The sequence below is a fragment of the Streptomyces sp. NPDC006512 genome, from assembly GCF_040611935.1.
GTDB lineage: Bacteria > Actinomycetota > Actinomycetes > Streptomycetales > Streptomycetaceae > Streptomyces.
The window spans coordinates 116676-142820 of sequence record NZ_JBEXPG010000011.1 but is presented as its reverse complement, the minus strand read 5'-3'; the positions used below and the strand labels follow the sequence as shown (position 1 = coordinate 142820).

Sequence of the window (26145 nt, the reverse complement as noted above, 5' to 3'; positions counted from 1 at the left end):
GCGCATGCCCGACACGCCGGTTTAACTCGGCAAGGTTGTGGCAGGCTGCACCCGGGCAGGCCACACTCGACTAGCGGAAGCAGCGACGCACGTGACGTCGGCAGGCACCACCCGGGAGGTCCCCATGCCCGAACTGCGTGTCGTGGCCGTCTCCAATGACGGCACACGACTGGTGCTCAAGGCTGCGGACAGCACGGAGTACACGCTTCCGATCGACGAGCGGCTGCGGGCTGCCGTGCGCAATGACCGCGCGCGCCTGAACCAGATCGAGATCGAGGTGGAGAGCCACCTCCGCCCCCGTGACATCCAGGCCCGCATACGAGCCGGTGCCTCCGCGGAGGAGGTCGCCCAGCTCGCCGGCATCCCCGTCGACCGGGTCCGCCGCTTCGAGGGTCCCGTCCTGGCCGAGCGCGCCTTCATGGCGGAGCGCGCCCGCAAGACGCCCGTCCGCCGGCCCGGCGAGAACACCGGACCCCAGCTCGGCGAGGCCGTGCAGGAGCGGCTCACGCTGCGCGGGGCCGACAAGGACTCCGTCCAGTGGGACTCCTGGCGCCGCGACGACGGCACGTGGGAGGTCCTGCTGGTCTACCGGGTGGCGGCCGAACCCCACTCGGCGAGCTGGACGTACGATCCGCCGCGCCGGCTGGTCGTGGCCGTGGACGACGAGGCCCGGTCCCTGATCGGCGAGTCGGACGACCTGCCCTCGACACCCGAGCCGAGCTTCCCGTTCGTGCCGAGGATCGCCCGGCTGCCGCGCGACCGGCCGCTGGACCGCGCCCTGGACCGCCAGCTGGAACGGCCCGACAGCCGGACCCCGCCGCCGCCGGAGCCCGAGGAGGAACGGGACACGCTGACCAGCCTGCTGGAGGCGGTTCCGAGTTTCCGCGGCGACCTGGTCGTCCCGGACCGCACCGAGGCCCCGGCCGAGGAGCCCGAGGTCGAGGAGCCTCCGGCTCCGGCCGCGTCGGCGGGCGCCGGTTCGGCGTACGCGGACGTCCTGATGCCGCGCACGGTGGCGGGTCACCGCGACCGGCTCACCGGTACGACGGACCGCCAGGCCGAGGCCGACGGCGTCCGCCCGGGCCGCCGCGCGGCGGTCCCCAGCTGGGACGAGATCGTCTTCGGCACCCGCCGCAAGAAGCAGGAGTAGCCGCCGACCGTGTGCGTGCCGCCGACCGGCCGGTCGGCGGCACGCACACGGCGCGCTCCCCTACTGCGGCTCCGGGCCCGTCGCCACGGGGCGCTCCGGGTCCGAGGACCAGTGCGACCAGCTGCCCGCGTACAGGGCCGCCGGGATCCCCGCCACCTCCAGGGCCAGCACCTCGTGGGCTCCGGAGACGCCCGATCCGCAGTACACGCCCACCGGGGTGTCCCCGGTGGCGCCCAGTGCCGTGAACCGTGCGCGCAGTTCCCCGGCCGGCAGGAACCGGCCGTCCTCCGTCACGTTCTCCGCGGTCGGGGCCGACACCGCGCCCGGAATGTGGCCGCCGACCCGGTCGATCGGCTCGACCTCGCCGCGGTAGCGCTCCCCCGCCCGGGCGTCCAGCAGGAGCCCGGAACGCGCCAGCGCGGCCGCCCCGTCCGCGTCCAGCAGGCCCAGAGCCCCCGGGTTTGGCTTGAAATCGCCCTCGGTCGGCTGCGGCGCGTCGGCGGTCACCGTTCCGCCCGCGGCCGTCCAGGACGCCAGGCCCCCGTCCAGTACGCGTACGGCCGGGTGACCCGTCCAGCGCAACAGCCACCAGGCGCGTGCGGCGGCCCAGCCCTGACCGCCGTCGTACACGACCACCGGGGTGTCCGAGCCCACTCCGGCCCGCCGCATGACCGCCGCGAAGGCCTCCGGGTCCGGCAGCGGGTGGCGTCCGCCGGACCCGGGCGGACCTGCCAGTTCGCGGTCGAGGTCGACGTACACGGCGCCGGGCAGGTGGCCCGCCTCGTAGGCGGGGCGCTGGTCGGGGCCGCCCAGTTGCCAGCGGACGTCCAGGAGCACCGGCGGGTGCGCGCCGGCCAGCTCGTCCATCAGTTCGGCGGGCGAGAGAATCGCATTCATGGGCCCATCTTCCTCCCCGCCCCACGGCCCGTGTAACAAGCCGGACATCGGCGGGCCGCAGGGATTCGGTCATCTCTCTTCCCGCCCGCGACAACCCGGCCCGGTCGGGGCGCGCCGCGCGCCCCGGAGTGCAAGCATCGGGCGGGTACGGGGACGAGACGGAGGAGACTGCTGACATGACCGAGGCAGTGCGGGCTTCGCGGCGCCCGCCCGGCACACCCTGTTGGGTGAGCCTCATGGCACACGGGCTCGGGAGCACCGAGGCCTTCTACGCCGACCTCTTCGGCTGGGAGTACGAGCCGGGGCCGCAGCACCTCGGCCCGTACGTCCGGGCGTTCCTCGACGGCGAGGAGGTGGCGGGCATCGGCCAGCTGCCGCCCGACCGGGACCTCCCGGTCGCCTGGACCACGTACTTCGCCACCGACGACGCCGACGCGAGCGCCGAGGCGATCCGGTCCTGCGGCGGCACGGTCGCGGTGGGGCCCCTCGACGCGGGGCCGGAGGGCCGGATGGCGATCTGCTCCGACCCGCTGGGCGCGATCTTCGGGATCTGGCAGGCCGGGGACCATCCGGGGACGCGGACGTTCGGGGTGCCCGGCACGCCCGTCTGGAACGAGCTGCTCACCCAGGACAGCTCGGCGGTCGGCAAGTTCTACGCGTACGTCTTCGGCCACGAGGCCGAGCAGTACAAGGAACCCGACGCCGAGCGGTATTCCGACGGCCCCGGAGGCCTGGACTACCTGACGCTGAGCCTGGCCGGGCGGCCGGTCGCCGCCGTGCACGGGGTCGGGCGGGCGCTTCCGCACGACCGGGGGCCGCACTGGATGACGTACTTCGAGGCGGCCGATCCCGACGCGGCCGCCGACCGGGTGGTGGAGCTCGGCGGACGGATCGTCAGCCCGGCCCGGGACCGCATCCGGGGGCGCCTGGCCACGGTGGCCGACCCGGAGGGGGCGGTCTTCTCCCTGATCCGGTCCTACGGAGACGGCGGCCCGGCCTGAACCGGGGCCCGTCGGCCGGGTCACGTGACGAGCCGGGTCACGTGACGAGGAGGACGCTGCCGAGGGCGTAGGGGACGGTACGGCCCAGGCCCGGGATCCGGCTGCGGGCGCACTCGTTGAGGGCGCCGATCGCGGCGGTGGCGGTCTGGGCCCCGGCCCGCGCGCGGGGGCCGTTCCGCCTATCGGCCGAGCGCGGCCCGCACGGTGATCCCGTACTGCACGCGCAGGCGGCGCAGTTCCCACACCGACAGCGCGGTGACGGACAGCGGGGGCCCGGCGACGAAGAGCAGCCTGACGCCCAGGGGCGCGTTGACGGGCGGGGCGTCGAAGAGCTGGAACAGGGCCATGGCCCACACCAGGACCGGCGATATCAGCGGCGGGAGCACCTCGTGCACGTCGGCGGTGCGGAAGCAGTGGTGGACGCAGAACGCGGCGGCGGCCAGGCCGAAGGGCACCGCGAACAGGAAGGCGAAGGAGAGCGCCAGGTACAGCAGGTATCCGGCGATGCCCAGCGAGAACAACCGGCTCATCGCGTCGGTCAGCGGCCCGACCAGGACGAGGAGCAGGGCGGTGCCGAACACCGTGCCCAGTGCGGTGAGCGGGCCGCGCAGCCGGGCCCGGTAGAAGGCGGGGCCGGGCCGGCGGGCGCTGAAGACGAAGGCGGCCAGCGCGACGGGTCCGACGACCAGCAGCAGGCCCGCGCTGAGGAAGAGCTCGACGAGCTTGTCCTCGACGATGGAGCCCGCCGACTCGCGCAGCGGGTAGGCGTAGATCAGCCACGCGGTGGCGGCGAAACCGATGACGGTACGGGCGACCTTCGCGCTCTCGATCGGCGCGTCGATCAGCCGGTCCGGCCGCGTGGGCCGGCAGACCCGGGCCGCGAGCACGAACGGCAGCAGCAGGAATCCGACGCACCCCGAACGGCGGTCGCCCTGCGGTCTCCTGGTGGTCCTTCGCGCGTACGTGCGCATGGCACCGCCCCCCTGACGATCATGAACACCGCATCATAAGGGCGGCCCGGAACGGTGCCGTGCGGCCGGGAGGCTGAAATCGATCACCCATTAGCCGGGAACGATCAACGGGCCGGCGCCCTCCCCTGCCTTTTGTGTGAATAGCTGACCGCACTGGTCCTCCCTGGCGAGCCGGCTCCACCGAAGGGCAACCGATGCCACGTGCCGTGAAACACCCCGGTCGTCACGGCCGCCGGACGCTCGGCGCCGTCGGGGCACTGGCGGCGTGCTGGCTGCTGCCCTTGGCACCCGCGGCGGCATGGGCCGGGCCGGACGCGGAGCCCGGCACGCCGGAGGCACCCGCGTCCGTCTCCCCCGAGCCCCCGGCCCGCCCGGCCGCGGCGGCGGCCCCGTCCCCGGTGGCGGCCCCGTCCGGCGCGGCGACCCCGGGGGAAGGGCCCGCCGACGCACCCGGCGCCGTGCCGGGGACGGCCCGGGAGGGGGCGGTGGAGCCCGTGGTTCCGTCCGGATCCGCTGCGGCCTCCCCCGCCCGGGACCACGGGAGCGCCAACCTCGCGGTGTCGGCCGCCCTGCTCCCGGCCGCTCCGGCGGCCCCGGAGCGGCGGGAGCACCGGGAGGACGGGGGCCGGGTCGCCCGGGAGACCTTCGACTACCTCGTGACGGTGACCAACCACGGCCCGTCCACCGCCCGGCAGGTCCGCGTCACCGACCGGCTGCCCGCCTCCCTGGAGTTCGTCGCCTCCCGCGACGGGTGCACCGCGAGCGGCAGGACGGTGACCTGCGGGCCGCTGCCCGCCCTGGCCGTCGGCGCGTCCCACAGCTGGGTGATCACCGTACGGCTGTCGGCCGGCTACGCCGGTGACGGCACGGACATCGTCAACGAGGCGGCCGTCGGCGCCGACACCCCGGACCCCGAGACCGGGAACAACACGGCGACGCTGACGGGGCTGGAGATCCCGCCCAGCGCCCGGGACGCGGACCTGTCGCTGCGGAAGACGGCGCTGCTGGCGCCGGGCCGCAAGGACGTCAGGCCGGGCGAGAAGTTCACGTACCTGATCACGGTGCGCAACCAGGGCCCGGCCACGGCGCGGCAGCTCAGGGTCACCGACCGGCTGCCGGCCTCGCTGACCCTGGTGTCCTCGCCCGACGACTGCGCGGTCCCGAAGGGCGAGGACCGGCTGGTGGTGTGCCCGCCGACGGAACGTCTGGCGGCGGGTGAGACGGCGGAATACCGCATCACGGTGCGCGCGGTTACCGGGGACCGGGCGGCCCGCCCGCCCGGCGGTACGTGCGCGCCCATCGACAACGTCGCCCGGGTGACCTCCGCGAGCCTCGACCCCGACCTCTCCGACAACGCCAACCGGCGCGGTACGACGGGACCCGGCGGCGGCCGCCTGTGCCTGGTGACCGGCCGGGGCGAGGAACACCACGGCCACCAGGACCACCACGGCCGCGACGACGGCCACGACGGAAGCGACCACCACGGGCCGGACCACGACGGCCGCGGGGACCAGGGGCACCCGGACCACGGCCGTGACGACCAGCACGGCCGGCCGGACCCGCACGCCGGGCGGGGCGACCTGGCCGACTCCGGCGCCGGGGTGCCGGGGCCGCTGCTGTGGGTCTCGGCGGGCCTGGTGCTCGTCGGAGCGGCGCTGCGGAGGGCCTTCCGGGCGCGCGCGTGACCCGAGGGCCGCCGCGGGCCTCCGCGGCGGCCCGTGACCCGGGGGGCGACCGCAGAACGAGTAGACGAGGAACGTTCCGAGGATGACCATGCCCTGGAGTGCCCGGTGGCGCAGGGCCGCCGCCCCCCTGCTGTGCGCGGCCGCGCTCGTACTGCCGTCGCCGCCCTCGACGGCCGCGGCGGCGGACGGCCCGGAGCCGCGGGCGCTGGCCTTCCCCGTCAACGAGACGTTCGACAGCTCCACCAACCTCGGCACCACCAGCGGCGGCGCGAGCTACCCGGGGGAGGGCTGGCTGCGGCTGACGTCCGCGAGCGCCAACCAGGCCGGCACCTGGAAGATGAAGGACTCCTTCCCCTCCAGCCTCGGCATCGTCGCCGAGTTCAGCTACGCCACCTACGGCGGAACCACCTTCGACGGCAAGCGGGGTGACGGGCTGTCGTTCTACCTGACGGACGGCGCGGCGACCGACGGGACCGGCCCGGCCGGCGGCAGCCTCGGCTACGCCTGCTCGGGATCGGCGGGCCTGTGCTTCCGCTCGGGCGTCCCGGGCGCCTACCTCGGCATCGGGCTGGACGAGTTCGGCAACTTCTCCTCCAGCCCGGTCGGCAACGGCGGGCCTGGCACCCAGGCCAACAAGATCGTGGTGCGCGGCGGCGGGAACAACTCGACGGGTTACCGCTACGCCACGGCGGCCGACGGACCGGGCTCGACCGTGGAGACCGGCAGCCGGGCGAAGGAGCGCAAGGTCCGCGTCTCGCTCCTGCCCAGCGGTACGAAGATGCTGCTGTCGGTGTGGTCGGACAGCGGTCCTGGCACCGACATGGGCAAACTCGTCACCGACTTCGACGTCACGGGCATCACCGGCCAGCCGACGCTGCCCGCCACCCTCAAGGTCGGCTTCTCCGCGAGCACCGGCGCCGCGACGAACATCCACGAGATCGACGACCTGCGCATCAACGTGCCGGCGGACCTGACGGTCACCAAGTCGGGGTCCCCCGCGAGCGTCCCCGCGGGCGGCGGACCGGTGACGTACACCGTCACCGTCTCCAACGGCCAGGCCAACGAGGTCACCGGCGCCGCGGTGCGCGACACCGTGCCCGGCCTGACCGACGTCACCTGGACCTGCCGCGCCGGCACCGGCGGCACCTGCGGCAGGGCCTCCGGCAGCGGGAACGCCCTGGACACGACGGCCGACTTCAAACGGGGCGGCTCCGTCACCTACACGGTCAGCGGCACGGCCCCGGCCCAGCCCGCCACGCTGAGCAACACGGCCACCGTGACCGCCCCGGCCGACCGCACGGACACCAATCCGGCCGACAACAGCGCCACCGCCCCCGACACCGTGGTCACCGCGCGCGCCGACGTGGCCGCCGAGAAGGAGGGAATCGGGTCCGGTCCGGTGGCCCCGGGCGAGGAGTTCGCGTACCGGATCACCGCACGCAACCTGGGGCCCTCCCACACGAGCGCGGTCCAGCTCTCCGACACCCTGCCGGGGCCGCTGCGGTTCGTGTCCTCCGCCGACGGCTGCACGGCCTCGGGGCAACAGCTGTCCTGCCCGGCCCGCGCGTCCCTGAACGCCGGTACGAGCACCTCGTGGACCGTGCGCGTCCGGCTGGACCCGGCCTACCGGGGTGACGGCACGGACCTCGGGAACATCGCGACCGTCCGGCACGCCGTCACCGACCCGCAGCCCGCGAACAACACCAGCGCGGCCGCCGCCCCGCCCGGCGGCGTCGCGGCCGCGCGGGCCGACCTCTCGCTGGCCAAGGCCGCCGAGGAGCGCTCCCCCGTGGCCCCCGGCGAGGCCTTCGCCTACACGGTGACCGTACGCAACGCCGGCCCGTCCGTGGCCCGGCGGGTCACGGCCGCCGACCCGCTGCCGCCCGCCCTCGTCTTCGTCTCCTCGGCCGGGGACTGCACCGCCGCCGGCCGGGACGTCACCTGCGGTACGGCGGCGGAACTGGCGCCCGGCACGGCCCGGTCGTGGACCTTCACCGTACGGCTCGACCCGGCCTACTCCGGGGACGGGACGGACCTGCGGAACACCGCGACCGCCCGGGCGGACACCGCCGACCCGAACCCGCTCGACAACAGCGGGTCGGCCGGGACGCCCGGGGGTCGCGTCGGCCCGCCGCGCGCCGACATCGAGCTCGCCAAGCACGCCACCGCGGGCTGACGTCCCACGGCGGGCCGACGCCGCTTCCCCTCCCCCGAACTCCCGTACAGCGTTCTGTACGGTCCTCTCCCGCACGAAACGGAAACGATGCGCGATGACGACGACACCCGGCCGGCGGCCGGCGGTGCGGGCCCTGGTCCCGCTGCTGTGCGCCTCAACGCTGTGGGCCGCAGCACTGTGGGCCGCCCCCGTCCCCGCGTCCGCACTGCCCGCACGAGGGTCGGCGGTCGAGGTGACGGCACAGCGTGCCAAGGCCCCGGGTGACCTGATCACCTACACCCTGACCGCGAAGAACAGGGGTCCGTCGGTCGCCCGGAACGTCACCGCCACGGACCGGCTCCCGCTCGGGATCTCCTTCGTCGGCTCCTCGGACGGCTGCACCGCCACCGGCCAGACCGTCGTCTGCGGACCCGAACCCCAGCTGGCCGCCGGGCAGTCCAGGAGCTGGAGCTTCCAGGCCCGGCTGAGCCCCTCGTACCAGGGCGACGGCTCCGACCTCGGCAACAGCGCCACCGGCACCTCGGACGCCACCGACCCGGATCCCGCCAACAACAAGCCCGATCCGGTACTGCCTCCCGGGCCGTTCGACCCCGTATCGGACCTGGCCACCGTCAAGACCCCGCTGGGCGCGGGGCCGACCGTTCCCGGCCAGGAGTACGAGTACGAGGTCCGTACGAGCAACAAGGGTCCCTCCGACGCGCGCAACGTCCTCGTCAGGGACGCCCTGCCCGACGGGCTGACCTTCGTGTCCTCGGCCGATCCGTGCACGGCCTCCGGACGGACCGTCAGCTGCGGCCCGCTGGCCCGGCTCGTCCCGGGCGCCGAGGTGGTGTGGACGTTCAAGGTGAAGCTGGACCCGGCGTACGCCGGTGACGGCAGCGACCTGCGCAACACCGCCACCTCCTCCTCCGCCTCCCGGGAGCCCGAGCCCGCCGACAACACCTCCCACGCCGTGCTGCCGCCGGGCGGCGTCACCGCCCCGCAGGCCGACGTGTGGACGACCAAGCGGCCCGCCGACGACACCCCGATCGCCCCCGGAGAGACCTTCGCGTACGTGGTCACCGCCACCAACGACGGTCCTTCCCGAGCGGTCGCCACCAAGGTCACCGACAAGCTCCCGGCGCAGCTCGCCTTCGTCTCCTCCCCCGACGGCTGCTCGGCCGCGGACGGTACGGTCACCTGCGGCCCGGTGGCCGTGCTGGAGCCCGGGGCGTCGCGGACGTGGCGGTTCACCGTCCGCCTCGACAGCGGGTACACCGGCAACGGATCCGACGTCCGCAACACGGCGACGGCCACCTCGACGACCAAGGACCCGAAGCCGGAGAACAACACGAGCAGCCCCGCCGGCCTGCCCGGCAGCACCGTCAACAAGCCGACCGCGGACCTGGCGGTGACCAAGGAGGCCGTGGGCACCAGGCCGCCCGTCCCGGGCGAGACCTTCGACTACCGGATCCGGGTGACCAACAACGGCCCCTCGGCCGACGCGTTCAACGTCAAGCTCACCGACAACCTCCCCGAGGGCCTCTCGTACGTGGCCTCCTCGCCCACCGGGTGCACCGTCGCCGGCCACCTGGTGTCCTGCAAGCGGACCAGCCCCCTCAAGGTCGGCGAGACGGTCGAGTACCTGCTCACCGTCAAGGTGGACCCCGCCTACGGCGGCGACGGCAGCGACCTGCGCAACACCGCCCGGGTGACGGCCGACAACATCGACCCCGCGAGCGAGAACGACGAGAGCACCGCGACCGTGCCCGGCGGTCACGTCACCGACCCGGCCGCGGACCTCGCCCTCACCAAGAAGCCCGTCCAGACCGCTCCCGTGGCACCGGGCGAGACCTTCGACTACGCCCTGACCGTCACGAACAACGGCCCCTCGCAGGCCGAGCAGATCACCGTCACCGACACGCTGCCGACCGCGCTGAGCTTCGTCTCGGGCGACGCGACGTGCACCTCCGGGCGGACCGTCACCTGCGGCCCGCTGCCGCGGCTGGCGCCGGGGGCGTCGATGACCTGGGTGATCAAGGTGAAGCTGGATCCGGAGTACACCGGCAACGGCTCCGACATCCGCAACACGGCGACGGTCGACTCCCTGACCGCCGACCCCAGGCCCGCCAACAACACCAGCACCGCCGCCGGCCCGCCGGGAGGCACGGTCAAGGACCCGACGGCCGACCTGGAGGTGGGCAAGACGACCCCCTGACCCGGACGTTGACCCCGAAGGCCGGCAGAGCCCCGCTCCGCCGGCCTTCGGCACGTCCCGCGCGCCGCGCGAAGGGGCGGGACGTCAGGCCGGGTTGACCGGGAGGACATCCGGGGAGAGGGCGCCGGCGCGGGCCGTGGCGGAGGTCATGCGGCGTCGGTGGTGGCGGCGGCACAGGACCTCGTAGCCGATCTCCTCCGCCGGGCGGTTGACGTCGCCGACCACCACCTGGGCGCCCTCGACGACCATCTCGCCGCCCACCGTACGGGCGTTGTGGGTGGCGCGGGCCCCGCACCAGCACAGGGCCTCCACCTGGAGCTGCTCCAGGCGGTCCGCCAGCTCGATCAGCCGCTGCGAGCCCGGGAAGAGCTTGGTGCGGAAGTCCGTGGTGATGCCGAAGGCGAAGACGTCCATGTCCAGGTCGTCCACGATCCGGGCCAGCTGGTCGATCTGGTCCGGCGTCAGGAACTGCGCCTCGTCCACGATCACGTAGTCCGCCTTGCCGCCCTTCGAGAGCTGGGCCACCACGTAGGCGTACAGGTCCATGTCCTCCGGCGCCTCGACCGCCTCCGTCACCAGGCCCAGCCGTGAGGACAGCTTGCCCTCGCCCGCCCGGTCGTCCCGCGTGAAGATCACGCCCTGGAGGCCCCGCGCGTCGCGGTTGTGGGCGATCTGGAGAGCCAGAGTGCTCTTTCCGCAGTCCATCGTTCCGGAGAAGAACACCAGCTCGGGCATGGGAAGTACGGGACCTTTCAGGTCGTGGAGGGGCAGGGTGGAGGGGGGCCGGTCAGGTGCGGACTTCGAGCAGGGGGACCAGCTGCTCGGCGGCGGTCATGGAGCCGTGCATGCCGGCGAGCGCCGACTCGTTGGGCTCGTTGCGGGACGCGGTGATCGCGACGTCCGCCTGGGCGGCGGCGATCACGTCGCCAATCCGGCCGAGCACGCGCTCGTCGCACTCCCCCGGCGCCCCGAACCAGCCCAGGTCCAGGGCCTCTTCGCGGCCGGCGACCCAGAAGCGGTCGCCGAGGACCTCGCGCCACACGGTAAGGACGTCGGCCTCGGCGCCGGGTACGGCGTACACGTGCCGGGCCCGGCCCTCGCCGCCGAGGAGGGCCACGCCGGCGCCCAGCTCCCAGTCGTCGTCGAAGTCGATCCGGGAGTCCTCGTCGAAGGGGACGTCGACCATGCCGTGGTCGGCGGTCACGTACAGCGCGGTGCGCGGCGGCAGCTGCTCGGCGAGGCGCTGTACGAGCCGGTCGACGTACATGAGCTGGCCGCGCCAGGCGTCGGAGTCCACGCCGTGCCGGTGACCGGCCCCGTCGAGTTCGCTGTAGTACGTGTACACGAGCGAGCGCTCACCGGCCGCGAGCTGGATCGCCGCGAGGTCCATGCGTTCCTCGCCGGTCATCCGTCCGTGGAAGGTGCCGCCGCTGAGCGCGACCTTGGTGAGCGGGGTGGTCTTGAAGGCGGGCGAGGACACCTGGGCGGTGTGCACCCCCGCCGCGTCCGCGAGCTGGAAGACGGTCGGGTACGGCTGCCAGGCCTTCGGCGGGGTCCACGGCTGCCAGCGGAGCTGGTTCATCAGCTCGCCGGAGGCCGGGTTGCGCACGGCGTAGCCCGGCAGGCCGTGCCGGGAGGGCGGCAGGCCGGTGCCGACGGAGGCCAACGAGGTGGCGGTGGTCGCCGGGAAGCCCGCGGTGATCGGGCGGCCGGTGCCGCCGCGCGAGCTCGCGAGGAGGGAGGTGAGGTACGGGGCCTCGTCCGGGTGGGCCTTGATCTGCTCCCAGCCCATGCCGTCGACGAGGAACACGCAGTTCCGGTCGGCCGGGGCCAGCTCGGCGATCCCGGCGGCGAGGCCGGGCACGCCCTGGCCGGCGGCGAGGGTCGGCAGCAGGTCGGCGAGGGAGCCGGTGCCGTACTGCGGGACCGGGGCGCCGGCGAGGTCGAGCAGTTCCGGTTCGTCCTGCCAGTTCGGCGGCGCGGAGTACGGCATCAGCGGGCGGGGCCGGAGGTCGCGGCGGTCGCTTCGGAGAGGGCCTGTGCGAACACCAGGGTCTGGCGCACGGTCTCCGGGCCGTCGCCGGCCTCGCTGACCCGCAGGCTGAGGTCGTCCGCGGTGGAGTTGCCGGTGTAGCCGTGGTCGGCGTCGCAGTTCGCGTCGCCGCAGGCGGCGGGCTCCAGGTCGATGCGCGAGACGGCGCCCCAGCCGATGGTCAGCACGACCTCGCGCGGCAGGGTGCCGGGGGTGTACGACTCCGGGTTGGCGACGACGCGGCTGAGGACCACGGAGGAGATGCTGCTGAGCTTGACCGACTCGGTGGAGGTGGTCGCGTACGGGGAGGGGGACCCGGCGTCGGCGGCCTGCTCGTCGGTGTGGCTGACGATGAAGCGGTTGCCGGTGAGGACCAGCACGGTCACGTGCCGGCGGACCTCGTTGGAGTCGAAGGTGGTCTCCTGGTGGACCAGGTACGACGAGATCGGCTCGCCGCCCACCGCGGCCTCCACCGCCTCGGCCACGAGGGCCGGGTAGTAGCCGCTGCGCTCGATCGCCGCGCGCAGCCCCTGGGTCGTCGTACCGGATTTCGCCATGAGGTCCATCCTAAGGCCCCTCCGAGGTCCCCCTACCTGCCCGGCGCTCAGTAGCTGGGCAGGGTTCGCGGGCCGAGGTCGGTGCGGGCGGGCGGGTGGGCGACGCGGACGGTGGCGCTGAGTGCGGAGAGGCCCTCGGTGGCGACGACCACCGGCTCCAGGGAGACCCCGACGACCTCGGGGTGGTCGTCGACGAGCCGGGACAGCCGGAGCAGGAGCTCTTCGAGGGCCCGGGTGTCGACGGGGTCGCTGCCGCGCCAGCCGAAGAGGAGGGGCGCCGTGCGGATGGAGCGGATCAGCGCGGCCGCGTCGCGGTCGGTGGCGGGGACGAGGCGGTGGGCGGTGTCGCCGAGCAGCTCGGAGGCGACCCCGGCGAGCCCGAAGGAGAGGACGGCTCCCCCGGCGGGGTCGATGACGGAGCGGACGACGGTGTCCACCCCGCGCGGGACCATGGCCTGGACCACGGGGAGGAGCTCGGCGGGCTTGCCGAGGGCGTCGGTGAGCTCCTCGTACGAGCGCCGCAGCTCGGCCTCGGTCGTGAGGTCGAGGCGTACGCCGCCCAGGTCGGCCCGGTGGCGCAGGTGCGGGGCGGTGGTCTTGAGGGCGACGGGGTAGCCGAGGATCCGGGCCGCGCGGGCCGCGGCGTCGGGGGTCGGGGCGGGCAGGACGGGCAGGACGCGGATGCCGTAGCGCGCGAGGAGCTCGCGCCCGTCGGCCTCGTCCAGGGTGGCGACGGACTCCGGGGCCACGTCCGCGAGGAGCGCGGCGAGCTGGGCGGCGGCGCCGGCCTCGTCGATGTCCTCGTACTCGGGGACCTGCCCGGCGTCGGCGTTGGCCCGGCGCCACTGGCCGTAGCGGACGGCTTCGGCGAGGGCCTTCACGGCCCGTTCGGCAGCCGGGTAGGCGGGGATCGGGCCCCTGAGGGCGGGCGGTCCGGCGGGGTCCGGGCCGGAGGCGGCGCCCGCGTCCGGGCCCGCGACGGCCGACGCCGCCCAGGCGGGGCCGGGCGGGGCTGCGGCGGCCGGGGTGGTGGCGCGGGCGGCGGAGAGCGCCTCGACCAGGGCGCCGAGTTCCACGTGGACGACCGCGACCGGCTTGCCCGGCGTCTCGGCCGCGGCCGCGCGCAGGGCGTCGGCGAGGTCGTCGGCCAGGGCCTGCTCGCTCACCCAGGGGATGGCGGTGACGATGACGGCGTCGTGGTCGGGCGAGGCCAGCGCGGCGGACAGGGCGGCACGGAAGTCGGCCGGGGAGGCGGCCGTGGTCAGGTCGAGCGGGGGCAGCGGGCGCAGCCCCTCCGTCAGGCAGGCGTCGTAGGTGAGGACGCCGAGGGACTCGGAGTTCCCGAGGATGGCCACGCGCGGGCCGGCCGGGAGCGGCTGGCCGGCGAGGAGCAGGCCGACGTCGACCAGTTCCGTGACGGTGTCGACCCGGATGACGCCGGCCTGCCGCAGCAGCTCGGAGACGGTGGCGTCGGTCAGCCGGGTACCGGGGACGACGTGTCCGGCGGGGGTGTGGCGGCCGCCGCGGGCGACGACCACCGGTTTGACGGCGGAGGTGCGGCGCGCGAGGCGGGTGAACTTGCGCGGGTTGCCGAGGGTTTCCAGGTACATGAGGGCCACGTCGGTGGCCTCGTCCTCGTACCAGTACTGGAGGATGTCGTTGCCGGAGACGTCGGCCCGGTTGCCGGCCGACACGAAGGACGACAGCCCCTCGCCGCGCCGGAGCAGGCCGGAGAGCAGGGCGATGCCGATGGCTCCGGACTGGGTGAACAGGCCGATCCGGCCGCGGGCGGCGGCGGGTCCGGGGGCCAGGGAGGCGTTCAGCTCCACCTCGGGGGCGGTGTTGATCACTCCGAAGGCGTTGGGGCCGATCAGCCGCATCCCGTACGACCGCACCTGGCGCACCAGTTCGCGCTGGCGGGCCAGTCCGGCGGGGCCGCTCTCCCCGTATCCGGCCGAGAGCACGACCAGCCCCTGCACTCCGTGCTCCCCGCAGGCGGCGACCGCGTCCGGGACCCGGCCGGCGGGGACGGCGATCACCGCGAGGTCGACGGGGGCGCCGATGTCGGCGACCGTCCGGTAGGCCCGTACGCCGTCCAGGAGGTCCCCTTCGATACCGGGGGCGCGGGCCTCGTTGACGGCGTAGAGGTGCCCGTGGAAGCCGCCGTCGCGCAGGTTGCGCAGGACCGCGGCGCCCACGCCGGCGCTGCTGCGGCTGACGCCGATCACCGCGACGGAGCCGGGGGCGAGCAGCCGCTGGACGGAGCGGGCCTCGGCGCGCTGTTCGCGGGCGCGCTGGACGGCGAGGGATTCGGCGGTGGGTTCGAGGTCGAGGGTGAGGTGGACGGAGCCGTCCTCGAAGCTGCGCTTCTGCTGGTAGCCGACGTCCGTGAACACCTTGATCATCTTGGTGTTGGCGGGGAGCACCTCGGCTGCGAAGCGCCGGATGCCGCGCTCCCGGGCCACCGCGCCGATGTGTTCCAGGAGCGCGGAGGCCACGCCGCGGCCCTGGTGGGCGTCCTGGACGAGGAAGGCTACCTCGGCCTCGTCGGCGGGGGCGGAGGCGGGCCGGCCGTCGGGGCCGATCCGGTCGAAGCGGACGGTGCCGATGAACTCCCCGCCGATGGTCGCGGCGAGGCCGACGCGGTCCACGTAGTCGTGGTGCGTGAAGCGGTGCACGTCGCGGTCGGACAGGCGCGGGTACGGCGCGAAGAAGCGGTAGTACTTCGACTCGTCGGAGACCTGTTCGTAGAAGCTGGTGAGCCGTCCGGCGTCCTCGGTGGTGATGGGGCGGATGCGGGCGGTGCCGCCGTCGCGCAGCACGACGTCCGCTTCCCAGTGGGCCGGGTACGAGGGGTCCGACGCGGTGGTCATGGGGTCACCCTAAGGGGCGGACGGGCCCTGCGGAGGGGGTGGGACGATCGTGCGCGGCGAACGCGGCACACCGGGGCGAACCAGTGCAAGCTGGGGAGGGTCGAACGGCGGCGCATCGGGGCCGAAGGTCGGTCCGAGCATTCCGGGTGCCGTGAGAGACTGGTCTAGACAACCGTAAAAACCTGAAGGGCATCACCATGGCAGAGCGCCGCGTCAACGTCGGCTGGGCCGAGGGCCTGCACGCTCGTCCCGCCTCGATCTTCGTCCGTGCGACGACCGCTTCCGGCGTCCCGGTGACCATCGCGAAGGCGGGCGGCGACCCCGTTAACGCCGCTTCCATGCTGGCGGTCCTGGGCCTGGGCGCCCAGGGCGGCGAGGAGATCGTGCTCGCTTCCGACGCCGAGGGCGCGGACGCCGCGCTCGACCGCCTCGCGAAGCTGGTCGCCGAGGGCCTCGAGGAGCTCCCGGAGACCGTCTGACCCTTCGGGTCCGGTGACAAGCCGTACGAACGGCGGAGCCGCAGCCCCCGGTGATCCCGGGGACTGCGGCTCCTTCGTTTTCGTACGGCCGGCACTTCGTACGGCCGGCACTTGTACGGCTGGACCGGCTAATGCAGAAAGCAGCCGCGCGGAAAAGCACGGTCGCACCGGGCCGCCTCAATTGCGTAATTACATTTGCCCGCACAGGCCGGAATACACGGCACCCGTGAACCGCCCGGCGCCGCGCGAATATCCGGCCACCTTTGTATACGGCTCTTGTTAATGCCGGCCGCTCGACATGTTTACGGCAGGTTGCAGAGTCCTCACCCGCGGCCGGTGCGCCTCGGCCGCGCGCGCCGCGTGCTGCGCCGTCAGGGCCCTGGCCCGCTCGGCGTCCCCGCGCGCGACGGCGTCCACGATCCCGCCGTGCTCCGCCCAGGACTCCACGGGGCGCACGGGGGCCTCCACCGCGTACATCCAGGCGATCTTGCGCCGGGTCTGGGTCAGCAGGGAGACCAGTCCCGGGCTGCCGGAGGCCTGGGCGAGCGTCTCGTGGAACCAGGCCCCCAGGTCCCGCAGATCCTCCCCCTGGCCCCTGCGGGCCCTCTCCTGGCCCAGCCGGACCAGTCCGCGCAGCACCTTCAGGTGGGCCTCCGTACGGCGGCGGGCGGCCCTGGAGGCCGCCAGGGGCTCCAGCAGCATCCGCAGCTCCAGGAGGTCGGCGGCCTCCTGTTCGGTCGGCTCCGCGACGCAGGCGCCCGCATGGCGGCGCGTGGTGACGAACCCCTCGGACTCCAGGGTGCGCAGCGCCTCGCGGACCGGGACGCGCGAGACCCCGTAGCGGCGGGCGAGCACCTCCTCGGTGAGCCGGCCGCCCGGCCCGAAGAACCCGGAGACGATATCGTCGCGGATCGCTGTGCATACCGCGTGCGCAGGAATACGCAAGACCGGACCTCCGCGTGATTTCGGCTGCCGGCGCCGTCGCCGGAATCGTGACCGTGCTGCGACTCTATTGCAACACACGATAATTTCCGAGGACGGCTGGAAATCCGAAACAATTCACGCCACGCGGGACGCGCCGCGGAACGCGAAGAAGACCCCGGCTCGGTGAGCCGGGGTCTTCTTCGTGGAGCGGGGTGCGGGGCCGCGCGGGTCCGCGTGGATCAGAGGCGCACGCCGTGGCTGCGCAGGTACGCGACCGGGTCGATGTCCGAGCCGTACTGGGCGCCGGTGCGGGCCTCGAAGTGCAGGTGCACGCCGCTGGAGTTGCCGGTGGAGCCGGCGAGGCCGATCTGCTGGCCCGCGGTCACCTGCTGGCCGGCGGAGACGCTCAGCGCGGACATGTGCCCGTACTGGGTGTAGGTGCCGTCGTTGTGGCGGATGACGACGTTGTTGCCGTACGCGCCGCCGTTGCCGGCCTCGACGACCGTGCCGGCGCCGACCGCGCGGATCGTGGTGCCGAGGGAGGCGTGGAAGTCGATGCCCGTGTGGCTGCCGGAGGACCACATGGCGCCGCCCGCACCGTACGAGGTGCTGACGTAGGAGCCGTCGACGGGAGCGACGTAGGTGTTGAGGCGCTTGCGGGCCTCCTCGCGGGCGGCGCGCTCGGCGGCCTCACGCTCGGACTTCGCCTTGGCCTCGGCGGCCTCGGCGGTGCGCTTGGCCTCCGCGGCGCGCTGCTTGGCGTCGGCGGCGGCCTGCGCCTGGGCGGCGACGGCCTCGGCGTCACGCATCTGGGACGCGGCCTGGGCCTCGATGTCGCCCTGGAGGTCGTCCGCGACGACGACCGGGTTCTGGCCGGTGTCCTCCATGGAGGGGCCCGAGTTGTCAGCGGCGAAGGCGGGGGCCGCCAGGGCGCCGACCACGCCCGTGGTGGCGAGGGCGGCTATGCCGGCGTAGCCGGCGGTCTTGCGGCTCAGACGGCTGGAGCCGCGGTGCTTGCCGGAGCCGGTGGGACGACTGCCAAACGCCATGAAGGGGGTGATCCTTTCCTTCCCTCTCGCCTACCGGGTTAGCTGACGGGTTCGGAGCAGGAAGGTCTCCTACGGGCCTCCTCTTGCGAGGCGGTCCGATTCACCCCAGGGACTGTGGGTCCCCGGCTCCCCAGGCTCGCGCCTGACGGGGACTCGGCGATCACTGTCCGGTGCCGCGGATGCGGCGGGCACAACTGACGAACAGCAGGGCCGACGCTAGGCGGATCATCAGTGGATCGCCAAACAGACGAGCCCAATTGTTGCGTACGCCACACCGCATACGAGCAACCACACCACTAAACGGACAAAAGGGGCTCTGATGGATATTCCATCAGAGCCCCTTGAGAATCGGTCAGTTACCGGTCGAGCGGCGGTCGCCCGCCGCTCGATCCCCGGTCACGCACCGGTCAGTTGGTGACGACGCTCACTGCGCCGATCCCCAGCGCCCGCACGGGCTCCGCGATCTGCGCCGCGTCGCCCACCAGGATCGTGACGAGACGGTCCACCGGGAAGGCGCGCACGACGGCCGAAGTCGCCTCCGCCGTACCGGTTTCGGCCAGCCGCGCGTACAGCCGGGCCTGGTAGTCGTCCGGCAGTTCCTGCTCGACCTGGTCGGCCAGCGTGCCCGCCACGGAGGACGCCGTCTCGAACTTCAGCGGGGCCACGCCCACCAGGTTCTGCACCGCCACGTCCCGCTCGGCGTCGGTCAGGCCGCCCTCCGCGAGGGTGCGCAGCACCTTCCAGAGGTCCTCCAGCGCCGGGCCGGTGTTCGGGGTGTCCACCGAGCCGCTGATGGCGAGCATCGAGGCGCCCTTGCCGTCGGCGGTGGAGCGCAGCACCTGCCCGAAGGCGCGGACGCCGTAGGTGTAGCCCTTCTCCTCGCGCAGCACCTTGTCCAGGCGGGAGGTGAGGGTGCCGCCGAGGCAGTACGTGCCGAGCACCTGCGGGGCCCAGACGATGTCGTGGCGGTCCGGGCCGGTCCGGCCGATGAGCAGCTGCGTCTGGACCGCGCCGGGCCGGTCGACGATGACCACGCGGCCGGTGTCGTCGGCGGTCACCGCCGGCACCGGGCGGGGCTCGGCGGTGTCGCCGGTCCAGCCGCCCAGGGTGTCGGCGAGGACGGCGTCCAGGTCGATGCCGGTCAGGTCGCCGACGACCACCGCGGTGGCGGTGGCCGGGCGCACGTGGGCCTCGTAGAAGGCGCGTACGGCCCCGGAGTCGATGCGGGCCACCGTCTCCTCGGTGCCCTGGCGCGGCCGGGACATGCGCAGGGTGGCCGGGAAGAGCTCCTTGGAGAGTTCCTTGGCCGCGCGGCGCTGCGGGTTGGCCAGCTCGTGCGGGATCTCGTCGAGCCGGTTGCGCACCAGGCGGTCCACCTCGCTGTCGGCGAAGGCGGGAGCGCGCAGCGCCTCGGCGAGCAGGCCCAGCGCCTTGTGCAGGCGGGAGGCCGGGACCTCCAGGGAGACCCGCAGACCGGGGTGGTCGGCGTGCGCGTCGAGCGTGGCGCCGCAGCGCTCCAGCTCGGCGGCGAACTCCTCGGCGGAGTGCTTGTCGGTGCCCTCCGACAGGGCGCGGGCCATGATGGTGGCCACCCCGTCGAGGCCCTCGGGCTCGGCGTCCAGCGGGGCCACGAGGTTGACCTCGACCGCCACCACCTGCTGGCCCGGACGGTGGCAGCGCAGCACGGTCAGGCCGTTGGGCAGCGCGCCGCGCTCGGGGGCCGGGAAGGCCCACGGCTTGGCCTCGCCGGGCTGCGGCTGCGGGTGGAAGGTCATCGTGACGGCTGCGGTGTCGCTCACTGCTCCGCCCCTTCGTTCTCGTTGCTCTCGTCGGCGTCGGCGTCGGACCCGGGCAGCGGCTCGTAGACCAGGACCGCCCGGTTGTCGGGGCGCAGTCTGGCCGCGGCCACGGCCTGCACCTCCTCGGCGGTGACGTCGAGGACGCGCTGGACTGCGGTCAGCGCCAGCTGCGGGTCGCCGAACAGCACCGCGAAGCGGCACAGTTCGTCGGCGCGGCCGGCCACCGTGCTCAGCCGGTCCAGCCACTCGCGCTCCAGCTGCGCCTGGGCGCGCTCCATCTCCTCGGCGGTGGGGCCCTCGGCGGCGAACCGCGCGAGCTCCTCGTCCACGGCCGCCTCGATGGCGGGCACCTCGACGCCGCTGGAGGTCTTCACGTCCAGCCAGCCCAGCGAGGGCGCGCCGGCGAGGCGCAGCATGCCGAATCCGGCCGCCACGGCGCTCTGGTCGCGGCGTACCAGGCGGTTGTGGAGGCGGGAGGACTCGCCGCCGCCCAGGATGGTCAGCGCCACGTCGGCGGCGTCGCACTCGCGGCTGCCGTCGTGCGGAAGACGGTAGGCGGCCATCAGCGCGCGCGCCGGGACCTCCTCGACGATCTCCTCGCGGAGCTGGCCGCCCATCACCTCGGGCAGGGAGCCGTCGCGCGGCGGCTGCTTGCCGTCGTGCGAGGGGATGCTGCCGAAGTACTTCTCGACCCAGGCGAGCGTCCGCTCGGGGTCGATGTCGCCGACGACCGACAGGACGGCGTTGTTCGGTGCGTAATAGGTACGGAAGAAGTTGCGCGCGTCCTCCAGGGACGCGGCGTCCAGGTCGGCCATCGAGCCGATCGGGGTGTGGTGGTACGGGTGGCCCTCGGGGTACGCGAGGGCGGTCAGCTTCTCGAACGCGGTCCCGTAGGGGACGTTGTCGTAGCGCTGGCGGCGCTCGTTCTTGACGACGTCGCGCTGGTTCTCCATGGACTCGTCGTCCAGGGCGGCCAGCAGCGAGCCCATCCGGTCCGCCTCCAGCCACAGGGCGAGTTCCAGCTGGTGGGCCGGCATGGTCTCGAAGTAATTGGTGCGCTCGAAGCTGGTGGTCCCGTTGAGGGAGCCGCCGGCGCCCTGGACGAGCTCGAAGTGCCCGTTGCCCGGTACGCTCGCCGAACCCTGGAACATCAGGTGCTCGAAAAGGTGAGCCAGGCCGGTCCGCCCCTTGACTTCGTGGCGCGAGCCGACGTCGTACCAGAGGCAGACGGCGGCGACCGGGGTGAGGTGGTCCTCGGACAGCACCACGCGCAGGCCGTTGGCCAGCCGGTGCTCGGTCGCTGTCAGGCCGCCGGAGCCGGCCTGAGCTGTGGCCGTGTGACCCATGGGCATGTGGTCCCTTCGATCGCGATGCAGAGATTTCTGTCAGACCTGCCACTGTATGCAAGCGCGTCGGCCACCGGAGAAGTTCCCGGTTGCCGCCTGCGGACTCCGTCCGGGGGACCCCCGGGGTCGGAGTCGGCATTGTCGGCGCCTCGGGCCACAATGGTCCGCGTCGCCCCTGCCGGACCGCCCGGCCGGTACCCGTACGTCCTGTACATCCCGTACACCCGATTCTTGGTTAAGGAGCCGCGCAGCGATGGCCCGCCGCAGCACGAAGACCCCGCCGCCGGAGGATTTCGAGGAGAAGATCCTCGACATCGACGTCGTCGACGAAATGCAGGGCTCCTTCCTCGAGTACGCGTACTCGGTGATCTACTCCCGTGCCCTGCCGGACGCCCGGGACGGCATGAAGCCGGTGCACCGGCGCATCGTCTACCAGATGAACGAGATGGGCCTGCGCCCCGACCGCGGCTACGTGAAGTGCGCCCGCGTCGTGGGCGAGGTCATGGGCAAGCTCCACCCGCACGGCGACGCGTCGATCTACGACGCGCTCGTGCGCATGGCCCAGCCCTTCTCGATGCGGCTGCCGCTGGTCGACGGCCACGGCAACTTCGGTTCCCTGGGCAACGACGACCCGCCGGCCGCCATGCGTTACACCGAGTGCCGCATGGCCGACGCCACGTCGCTGATGACGGAGTCGATCGACGAGGACACCGTCGACTTCACCGCCAACTACGACGGCCAGGAACGCGAACCGGTCGCCCTGCCCGCGGCCTACCCGAACCTGCTGGTCAACGGCGCCTCGGGAATCGCCGTCGGCATGGCCACCAACATGGCCCCGCACAACCTGGGCGAGGTCATCGCGGCCGCCCGCCACCTGATCCGCTACCCGGAGGCGGACCTGGAAGCGCTGATGCGCTTCGTGCCGGGTCCCGACCTGCCCACGGGCGGCCGGATCGTCGGGCTCTCCGGCATCAAGGACGCCTACGAGAACGGTCGGGGCACCTTCAAGATCCGCGCGACGGTGGCCGTGGAGGACGTCACTCCGCGCCGCAAGGGCCTGGTCGTCACCGAACTGCCCTTCACGGTGGGCCCCGAGAAGGTCATCGCGAAGATCAAGGACCTCGTCGGTTCGAAGAAGCTCCAGGGCATCGCCGACGTCAAGGACCTCACCGACCGCTCGCACGGCCTGCGCCTGGTCATCGAGATCAAGAACGGCTTCCACCCGGAGGCCGTGCTGGAGCAGCTCTACAAGCTGACGCCGATGGAGGAGTCCTTCGGCATCAACAACGTCGCCCTGGTCGACGGACAGCCGCTGACGCTGGGCCTCAAGGAGCTGCTGGAGGTCTACCTCGACCACCGCTTCGAGGTCGTCCGCAGGCGCAGCGAGTTCCGCCGCGGCAAGCGGCGCGACCGGCTCCACCTGGTCGAGGGTCTGCTGGTGGCCCTGATCGACATCGACGAGGTCATCCGGCTGATCCGCGAGAGCGACAACTCCGCGCAGGCCAAGGAGCGGCTGATCGAGCACTTCTCGCTCAGCGAGATCCAGACGCAGTACATCCTCGACACCCCGCTGCGCCGGCTGACCCGCTTCGACCGGATCGAGCTGGAGTCCGAGCGCGACCGGCTGACCGGCGAGATCGACGAACTGACCGGCATCCTGGACTCCGACGGCGAGCTGCGCAAGCTCGTCTCCTCCGAACTGGCCGCGGTGGCGAAGAAGTTCGGCACCGAGCGCCGGACGGTGCTGCTGGAGTCGGGGGCCGCGGCCGTCGCGGCGGTCCCGCTGGAGGTCGCGGACGACCCGTGCCGGGTGCTGCTGTCCTCCACCGGCCTGCTGGCCCGTACGGCGAACGGCGACCCGCTCCCCGAGGAGGAGGGCGGCTCCCGCGCGAAGCACGACCTGATCGTCTCCCAGGTCGCGGCGACCGCGCGGGCCGACGTGGGCGTGGTGACCTCGTACGGTCGGCTGCTGCGCCTCTCGGTGATCGACCTGCCGCAGCTGCCGGACACCCACGCCGCGCCGAACCTGGCCGGCGGCGCCCCCGTCGCGGAGTTCCTCTCCGGGCTGGAGGCCGACGAGAGCGTGATCTGCCTGCTCACGCTCGACGAGTCCTCCCAGGGCCTGGCCCTGGGCACCGAACAGGGCGTGGTCAAGCGGGTGGTGCCGGACTACCCGGCGAACAAGGACGAGCTGGAGGTCATCACCCTCAAGGAGGGCGACCGGATCGTCGGGGCGGTCGAGCTGCGCACGGGCGAGGAGGACCTGGTCTTCATCACCGACGACGCCCAGCTGCTGCGCTACCCGGCGGGCCAGGTGCGCCCCCAGGGCCGGCCCGCGGGCGGCATGGCGGGCATCAAGCTCTCCGAGAACGCCAAGGTGATCCACTTCTCGGCGGTGGACCCGGGCCGGGACGCCATGGTCTTCACCGTGGCCGGATCGCACGGCACGCTGGACGACTCGGTGCGCTCCGGCAAGCTCACCCCCTTCGACCAGTACCCGCGCAAGGGCCGGGCCACCGGCGGCGTGCGCTGCCAGCGGTTCCTGAAGGGCGAGGACGTCCTCGTACTGGCCTGGGCGGGCGGCGTCCCGGTCCGGGCCGCCGCGGCCAACGGCACTCCGGCCGCGCTGCCGCCCGTGGACCCGCGCCGCGACGGCTCGGGGGCGGCGCTGCCCGCCGTCGTCGAGGCCCTGGCGGGGGGCGTGTTGTAGCACGCGAGGGGCGCGGGGTTCGCGGGCGATGCGGTTGGCGCACCCCGCACCCCGCGCCCCGACTAGTGTTTTCCCCGTACACGCGGGTGGGGGGAGAACACAGCTGATGAGTCGTCGGTCCAGCGGGTTGATCGGGGTCTGGGCCGAGGCCCAGCGGCAGCAGCAACGGACGCAGCTGATCCAGCAGCGCGAGGCGGAACGCCGTCAGCGGGCCTACGAACGGGACGTGGCCCGGGGCCAGCGGGAGCAGCAGGCCGCCTACAAACAGCACCGCGAGGCCGAGGCCCGGCGCCGCACCGAGCGGATCGACGCCGAGGTGGCGGCCCTCCAGGGCATGCTCGCGGCGGGCTGCCGGGCGCCGGCCTTCCGGATGTCCGCCCTGGTCCGCTCCGAGCGGCTGGAGCCGTTCAACCCCGGCACGCTGGCCCAGCCCGTGCCCATGCCGCACCTCCAGCAGTTCCAGCAGCAGAGCGGCGGCTGGAACCTCGGCCCGGGCCGCCGCGCGCAGGCCGAGCGTGAGGCGCACGACCGGTACACGCAGGCCTGGCAGGCCGCGCACGCCGCGGACCAGGAGCGCCTGCGGCAGCTGGCGGCGTACCGGGAGCAGTACGACCGGTGGGCGGCCGGGCAGCTCGCCGAGGTGCGCCGCCACAACAGCGGGCTCACCGAACTGGCCGGGGCGCTGCGCGCGGGCGACGCCGAGGCCGCCGTCGAGTACTTCTCCGCGGCCCTCTACGCCTCCACCGCCTGGCCCGAGGACCTGCCCCGCCAGGTATCGGCGGCCTACGATCCCGCGGCGCGGCAGCTGGTGCTGGACTGGGAACTGCCGCGCTTCGAGGTGGTGCCGGAGGCGAAGTCCGTCCGGTACGTGCCGAGTACCGACCAGGACAAGGAGACGGCCCGCCCGGCCACGCAGCGCCGGGCGATCTACCGGGACCTGCTGGCGCAGTGCGTCCTGCTGGTGCTGCGCGAGCTGTACGCGGCGGACGAGTTCGGCGCGCTGGACTCGGTGGTGGTTAACGGGTTCGTGGACGACCACGATCCGGTGACGGGCCGGGAGGCGCAGATCGTACTGGCCACGGTGATGGCCCCGCGTACGGCCTTCTCCGGGCTGCGCCTGGAGCAGGTGAGCGCGGTGGACTGCCTGGTCGACGGTCTGCGCGGGCAGTTGTCGGCGCGGCCCGACCAGCTGACGGCCGTACGGGCGGGCCGCGGGCCGGGCGAGGTCGGCGGGGGCGTGGTCCGGCACGGCGGGCACGGGGAGGGGGGCGAAGGGGAGCCCGACCTCTTCGCGATGGACCCGATCGCCTTCGAGAACCTGGTCGCGGAACTGTTCCGGGCCATGGGCATGGAGGCGGTGACCACGCAGCGGTCGGGAGACGGCGGCGTGGACGTCGAGGCGCTGGACCCGGCGCCGATCCGGGGCGGGCGGATCGTCGTCCAGGTCAAGCGGTACCGCAACACGGTCCCGCCGACGGCGGTGCGGGACCTGTACGGCACGGTGCAGGACGCGGGGGCGAACAAGGGGGTGCTGGTCACCACCTCGTCCTTCGGGCCGGGTTCGTACACCTTTGCCAACGGCAAGCCGTTGGAGTTGGTTCCCGGGGTGGAGCTGGTCGGCCTCCTGCACCGGTACGGGCTGCGGGGACGGCTGGGCGACGGCGCCTCCCCGTCCGTAGCCGTGGCCTCCCCGGGTGTTCCGGCCCCGCGCGCTCCCGAGCCCGAGGCGGTCGCGCCGGACCGCAACGTGCTGGGCATGTCCTGGTCGGGCTCCGTCGCGCTGGACGTGTGCGCGCTGGTCTGCGAGGGCGGCCGGGTGCTCAGCGAGGACCATTTCGTGTTCTTCAACAACCCGCGGACCCCGGACGGTTCGGTCCGCTCCCGCCCGCACTCGGCCCCCGACAAGGCCGCCGTCGAGGTCGGCTTCGACGACCTCCCCCAGCGGGCCGACCGGCTGGTGCTGGTCGCCGCGATCGATCCGGAGGTCAATCCGGACGCCGACCTGGCGGGGTTCACCGACGCGCGGATCCGGCTGCTCGGCGCGGCCGGCGAGGAGATCGACCGGCTGGAGGTCTCCGACGGCCGGGCGGGCGAAACCGCCCTGGTCCTGGGTTCCTTCCGGCGCCGCCCGAACGGCGACTGGAAGTTCGTGATCGGCGGCAAGGGCTACCGGGGCGGCCTGGAGGACCTGCTGCGCGAATACGGCGTCGAGGTGGCCTGAGCAACCCCCGGCCGCGCCGGCCGAGAGCTCCGGTCCGCGCGGTCGGGCGGGCGGTCGGGCGGGCAGGCGGTCGGTCGG

18 protein-coding genes and 1 riboswitch are annotated in these 26145 nt (G+C 73.6%); of the genes, 8 read left to right on the top strand and 10 right to left on the bottom strand.

What is annotated here, in order from left to right; genetic code table 11:
- Nucleotides 1-91: 91 nt before the first annotated feature.
- Nucleotides 92-1150 carry a septation protein SepH gene (sepH, locus tag ABZZ17_RS11035; protein ID WP_356874348.1) on the top strand — a complete coding sequence of 353 codons (1059 nt, stop codon included), beginning with the start codon at nt 92-94 and terminating at the stop codon, nt 1148-1150.
- 60 nt (nt 1151-1210) lie between these two features.
- Here sepH and ABZZ17_RS11030 read toward each other — a convergent pair whose 3' ends face one another.
- On the bottom strand, nt 1211-2047 hold the full coding sequence (locus tag ABZZ17_RS11030) for a sulfurtransferase (protein ID WP_356874346.1): 837 nt from the start codon (nt 2045-2047) through the stop codon (nt 1211-1213).
- 176 nt (nt 2048-2223) lie between these two features.
- Between ABZZ17_RS11030 and ABZZ17_RS11025 the strand changes: the two genes are divergently transcribed.
- The gene (locus ABZZ17_RS11025; RefSeq protein ID WP_356874344.1) at nt 2224-3048 is read left to right on the top strand and encodes a VOC family protein; all 825 of its coding nucleotides are present in this window, start codon (nt 2224-2226) and stop codon (nt 3046-3048) included.
- A gap of 179 nt (nt 3049-3227) precedes the next feature.
- On the opposite strand, the gene ABZZ17_RS11020 is transcribed toward ABZZ17_RS11025, so the two are convergent.
- Nucleotides 3228-4019: a hypothetical protein gene (locus ABZZ17_RS11020; RefSeq protein WP_356874342.1), complete on the bottom strand. Its 792-nt coding sequence runs from the start codon at nt 4017-4019 to the stop codon at nt 3228-3230.
- A 194-nt stretch (nt 4020-4213) separates the two neighbouring features.
- Between ABZZ17_RS11020 and ABZZ17_RS11015 the strand changes: the two genes are divergently transcribed.
- From ABZZ17_RS11015 to ABZZ17_RS11005, 3 genes are all read left to right on the top strand, one after another.
- Nucleotides 4214-5704 (top strand): hypothetical protein, encoded by a 1491-nt coding sequence (locus ABZZ17_RS11015; RefSeq protein ID WP_356874340.1) that lies wholly within the window; start codon nt 4214-4216, stop codon nt 5702-5704.
- Nucleotides 5705-5786: 82 nt separating this feature from the next.
- Entirely contained in the window at nt 5787-7880 is a 2094-nt protein-coding gene (locus ABZZ17_RS11010) for a hypothetical protein (protein WP_356874338.1), read from the top strand.
- Nucleotides 7881-7974: 94 nt separating this feature from the next.
- Entirely contained in the window at nt 7975-10077 is a 2103-nt protein-coding gene (locus tag ABZZ17_RS11005) for a DUF11 domain-containing protein (RefSeq protein WP_356874336.1), read from the top strand.
- Between the two features lie 84 nt (nt 10078-10161).
- Here ABZZ17_RS11005 and ABZZ17_RS11000 read toward each other — a convergent pair whose 3' ends face one another.
- The 4 genes from ABZZ17_RS11000 to ABZZ17_RS10985 are packed head-to-tail and all read right to left on the bottom strand — an operon-like array spanning nt 10162 to nt 15539.
- Complete coding sequence (locus ABZZ17_RS11000) at nt 10162-10812, bottom strand: thymidine kinase (RefSeq protein ID WP_356874334.1); 651 nt, start codon at nt 10810-10812, stop codon at nt 10162-10164.
- A gap of 52 nt (nt 10813-10864) precedes the next feature.
- A complete protein-coding gene (locus ABZZ17_RS10995) occupies nt 10865-12070 on the bottom strand; it encodes a nucleotide pyrophosphatase/phosphodiesterase family protein (RefSeq protein ID WP_356874332.1) in 1206 nt (401 codons plus the stop codon).
- On the bottom strand, nt 12070-12666 hold the full coding sequence (locus tag ABZZ17_RS10990; protein ID WP_281209526.1) for a DUF5998 family protein: 597 nt from the start codon (nt 12664-12666) through the stop codon (nt 12070-12072). Before ABZZ17_RS10990 ends, ABZZ17_RS10995 begins: the two co-directional genes overlap by 1 nt.
- A 47-nt stretch (nt 12667-12713) precedes the next feature.
- The gene (locus tag ABZZ17_RS10985) at nt 12714-15539 is read right to left on the bottom strand and encodes a GNAT family N-acetyltransferase (RefSeq protein ID WP_356874329.1); all 2826 of its coding nucleotides are present in this window, start codon (nt 15537-15539) and stop codon (nt 12714-12716) included.
- A 197-nt stretch (nt 15540-15736) separates the two neighbouring features.
- Here ABZZ17_RS10985 and ABZZ17_RS10980 point away from each other — a divergent pair, with 197 nt between their 5' ends.
- The gene (locus tag ABZZ17_RS10980) at nt 15737-16018 is read left to right on the top strand and encodes an HPr family phosphocarrier protein (RefSeq protein ID WP_007267025.1); all 282 of its coding nucleotides are present in this window, start codon (nt 15737-15739) and stop codon (nt 16016-16018) included.
- A 279-nt stretch (nt 16019-16297) separates the two neighbouring features.
- On the opposite strand, the gene ABZZ17_RS10975 is transcribed toward ABZZ17_RS10980, so the two are convergent.
- The 4 genes from ABZZ17_RS10975 to ABZZ17_RS10960 all read right to left on the bottom strand — a co-directional run bounded on the left by ABZZ17_RS10975 (nt 16298) and on the right by ABZZ17_RS10960 (nt 21136).
- Nucleotides 16298-16963 carry a GntR family transcriptional regulator gene (locus ABZZ17_RS10975; protein WP_356874326.1) on the bottom strand — a complete coding sequence of 222 codons (666 nt, stop codon included), beginning with the start codon at nt 16961-16963 and terminating at the stop codon, nt 16298-16300.
- Nucleotides 16964-17181: 218 nt separating this feature from the next.
- Nucleotides 17182-17991, bottom strand: a complete 810-nt coding sequence (locus tag ABZZ17_RS10970) for a M23 family metallopeptidase (protein ID WP_356874323.1) — start codon at nt 17989-17991, stop codon at nt 17182-17184.
- Between the two features lie 12 nt (nt 17992-18003).
- Nucleotides 18004-18160, bottom strand: a riboswitch (cyclic di-AMP (ydaO/yuaA leader).
- Nucleotides 18161-18398: 238 nt separating this feature from the next.
- On the bottom strand, nt 18399-19766 hold the full coding sequence (locus ABZZ17_RS10965) for a pitrilysin family protein (RefSeq protein WP_356874410.1): 1368 nt from the start codon (nt 19764-19766) through the stop codon (nt 18399-18401).
- A 20-nt stretch (nt 19767-19786) separates the two neighbouring features.
- Nucleotides 19787-21136, bottom strand: a complete 1350-nt coding sequence (locus tag ABZZ17_RS10960) for a pitrilysin family protein (RefSeq protein ID WP_356874321.1) — start codon at nt 21134-21136, stop codon at nt 19787-19789.
- Nucleotides 21137-21389: 253 nt separating this feature from the next.
- Between ABZZ17_RS10960 and ABZZ17_RS10955 the strand changes: the two genes are divergently transcribed.
- Nucleotides 21390-23846 (top strand): DNA topoisomerase IV subunit A, encoded by a 2457-nt coding sequence (locus tag ABZZ17_RS10955; protein WP_356874319.1) that lies wholly within the window; start codon nt 21390-21392, stop codon nt 23844-23846.
- Between the two features lie 106 nt (nt 23847-23952).
- Entirely contained in the window at nt 23953-26067 is a 2115-nt protein-coding gene (locus ABZZ17_RS10950) for a restriction endonuclease (RefSeq protein WP_356874317.1), read from the top strand.
- The last annotated feature ends 78 nt before the right edge of the window (nt 26068-26145 follow it).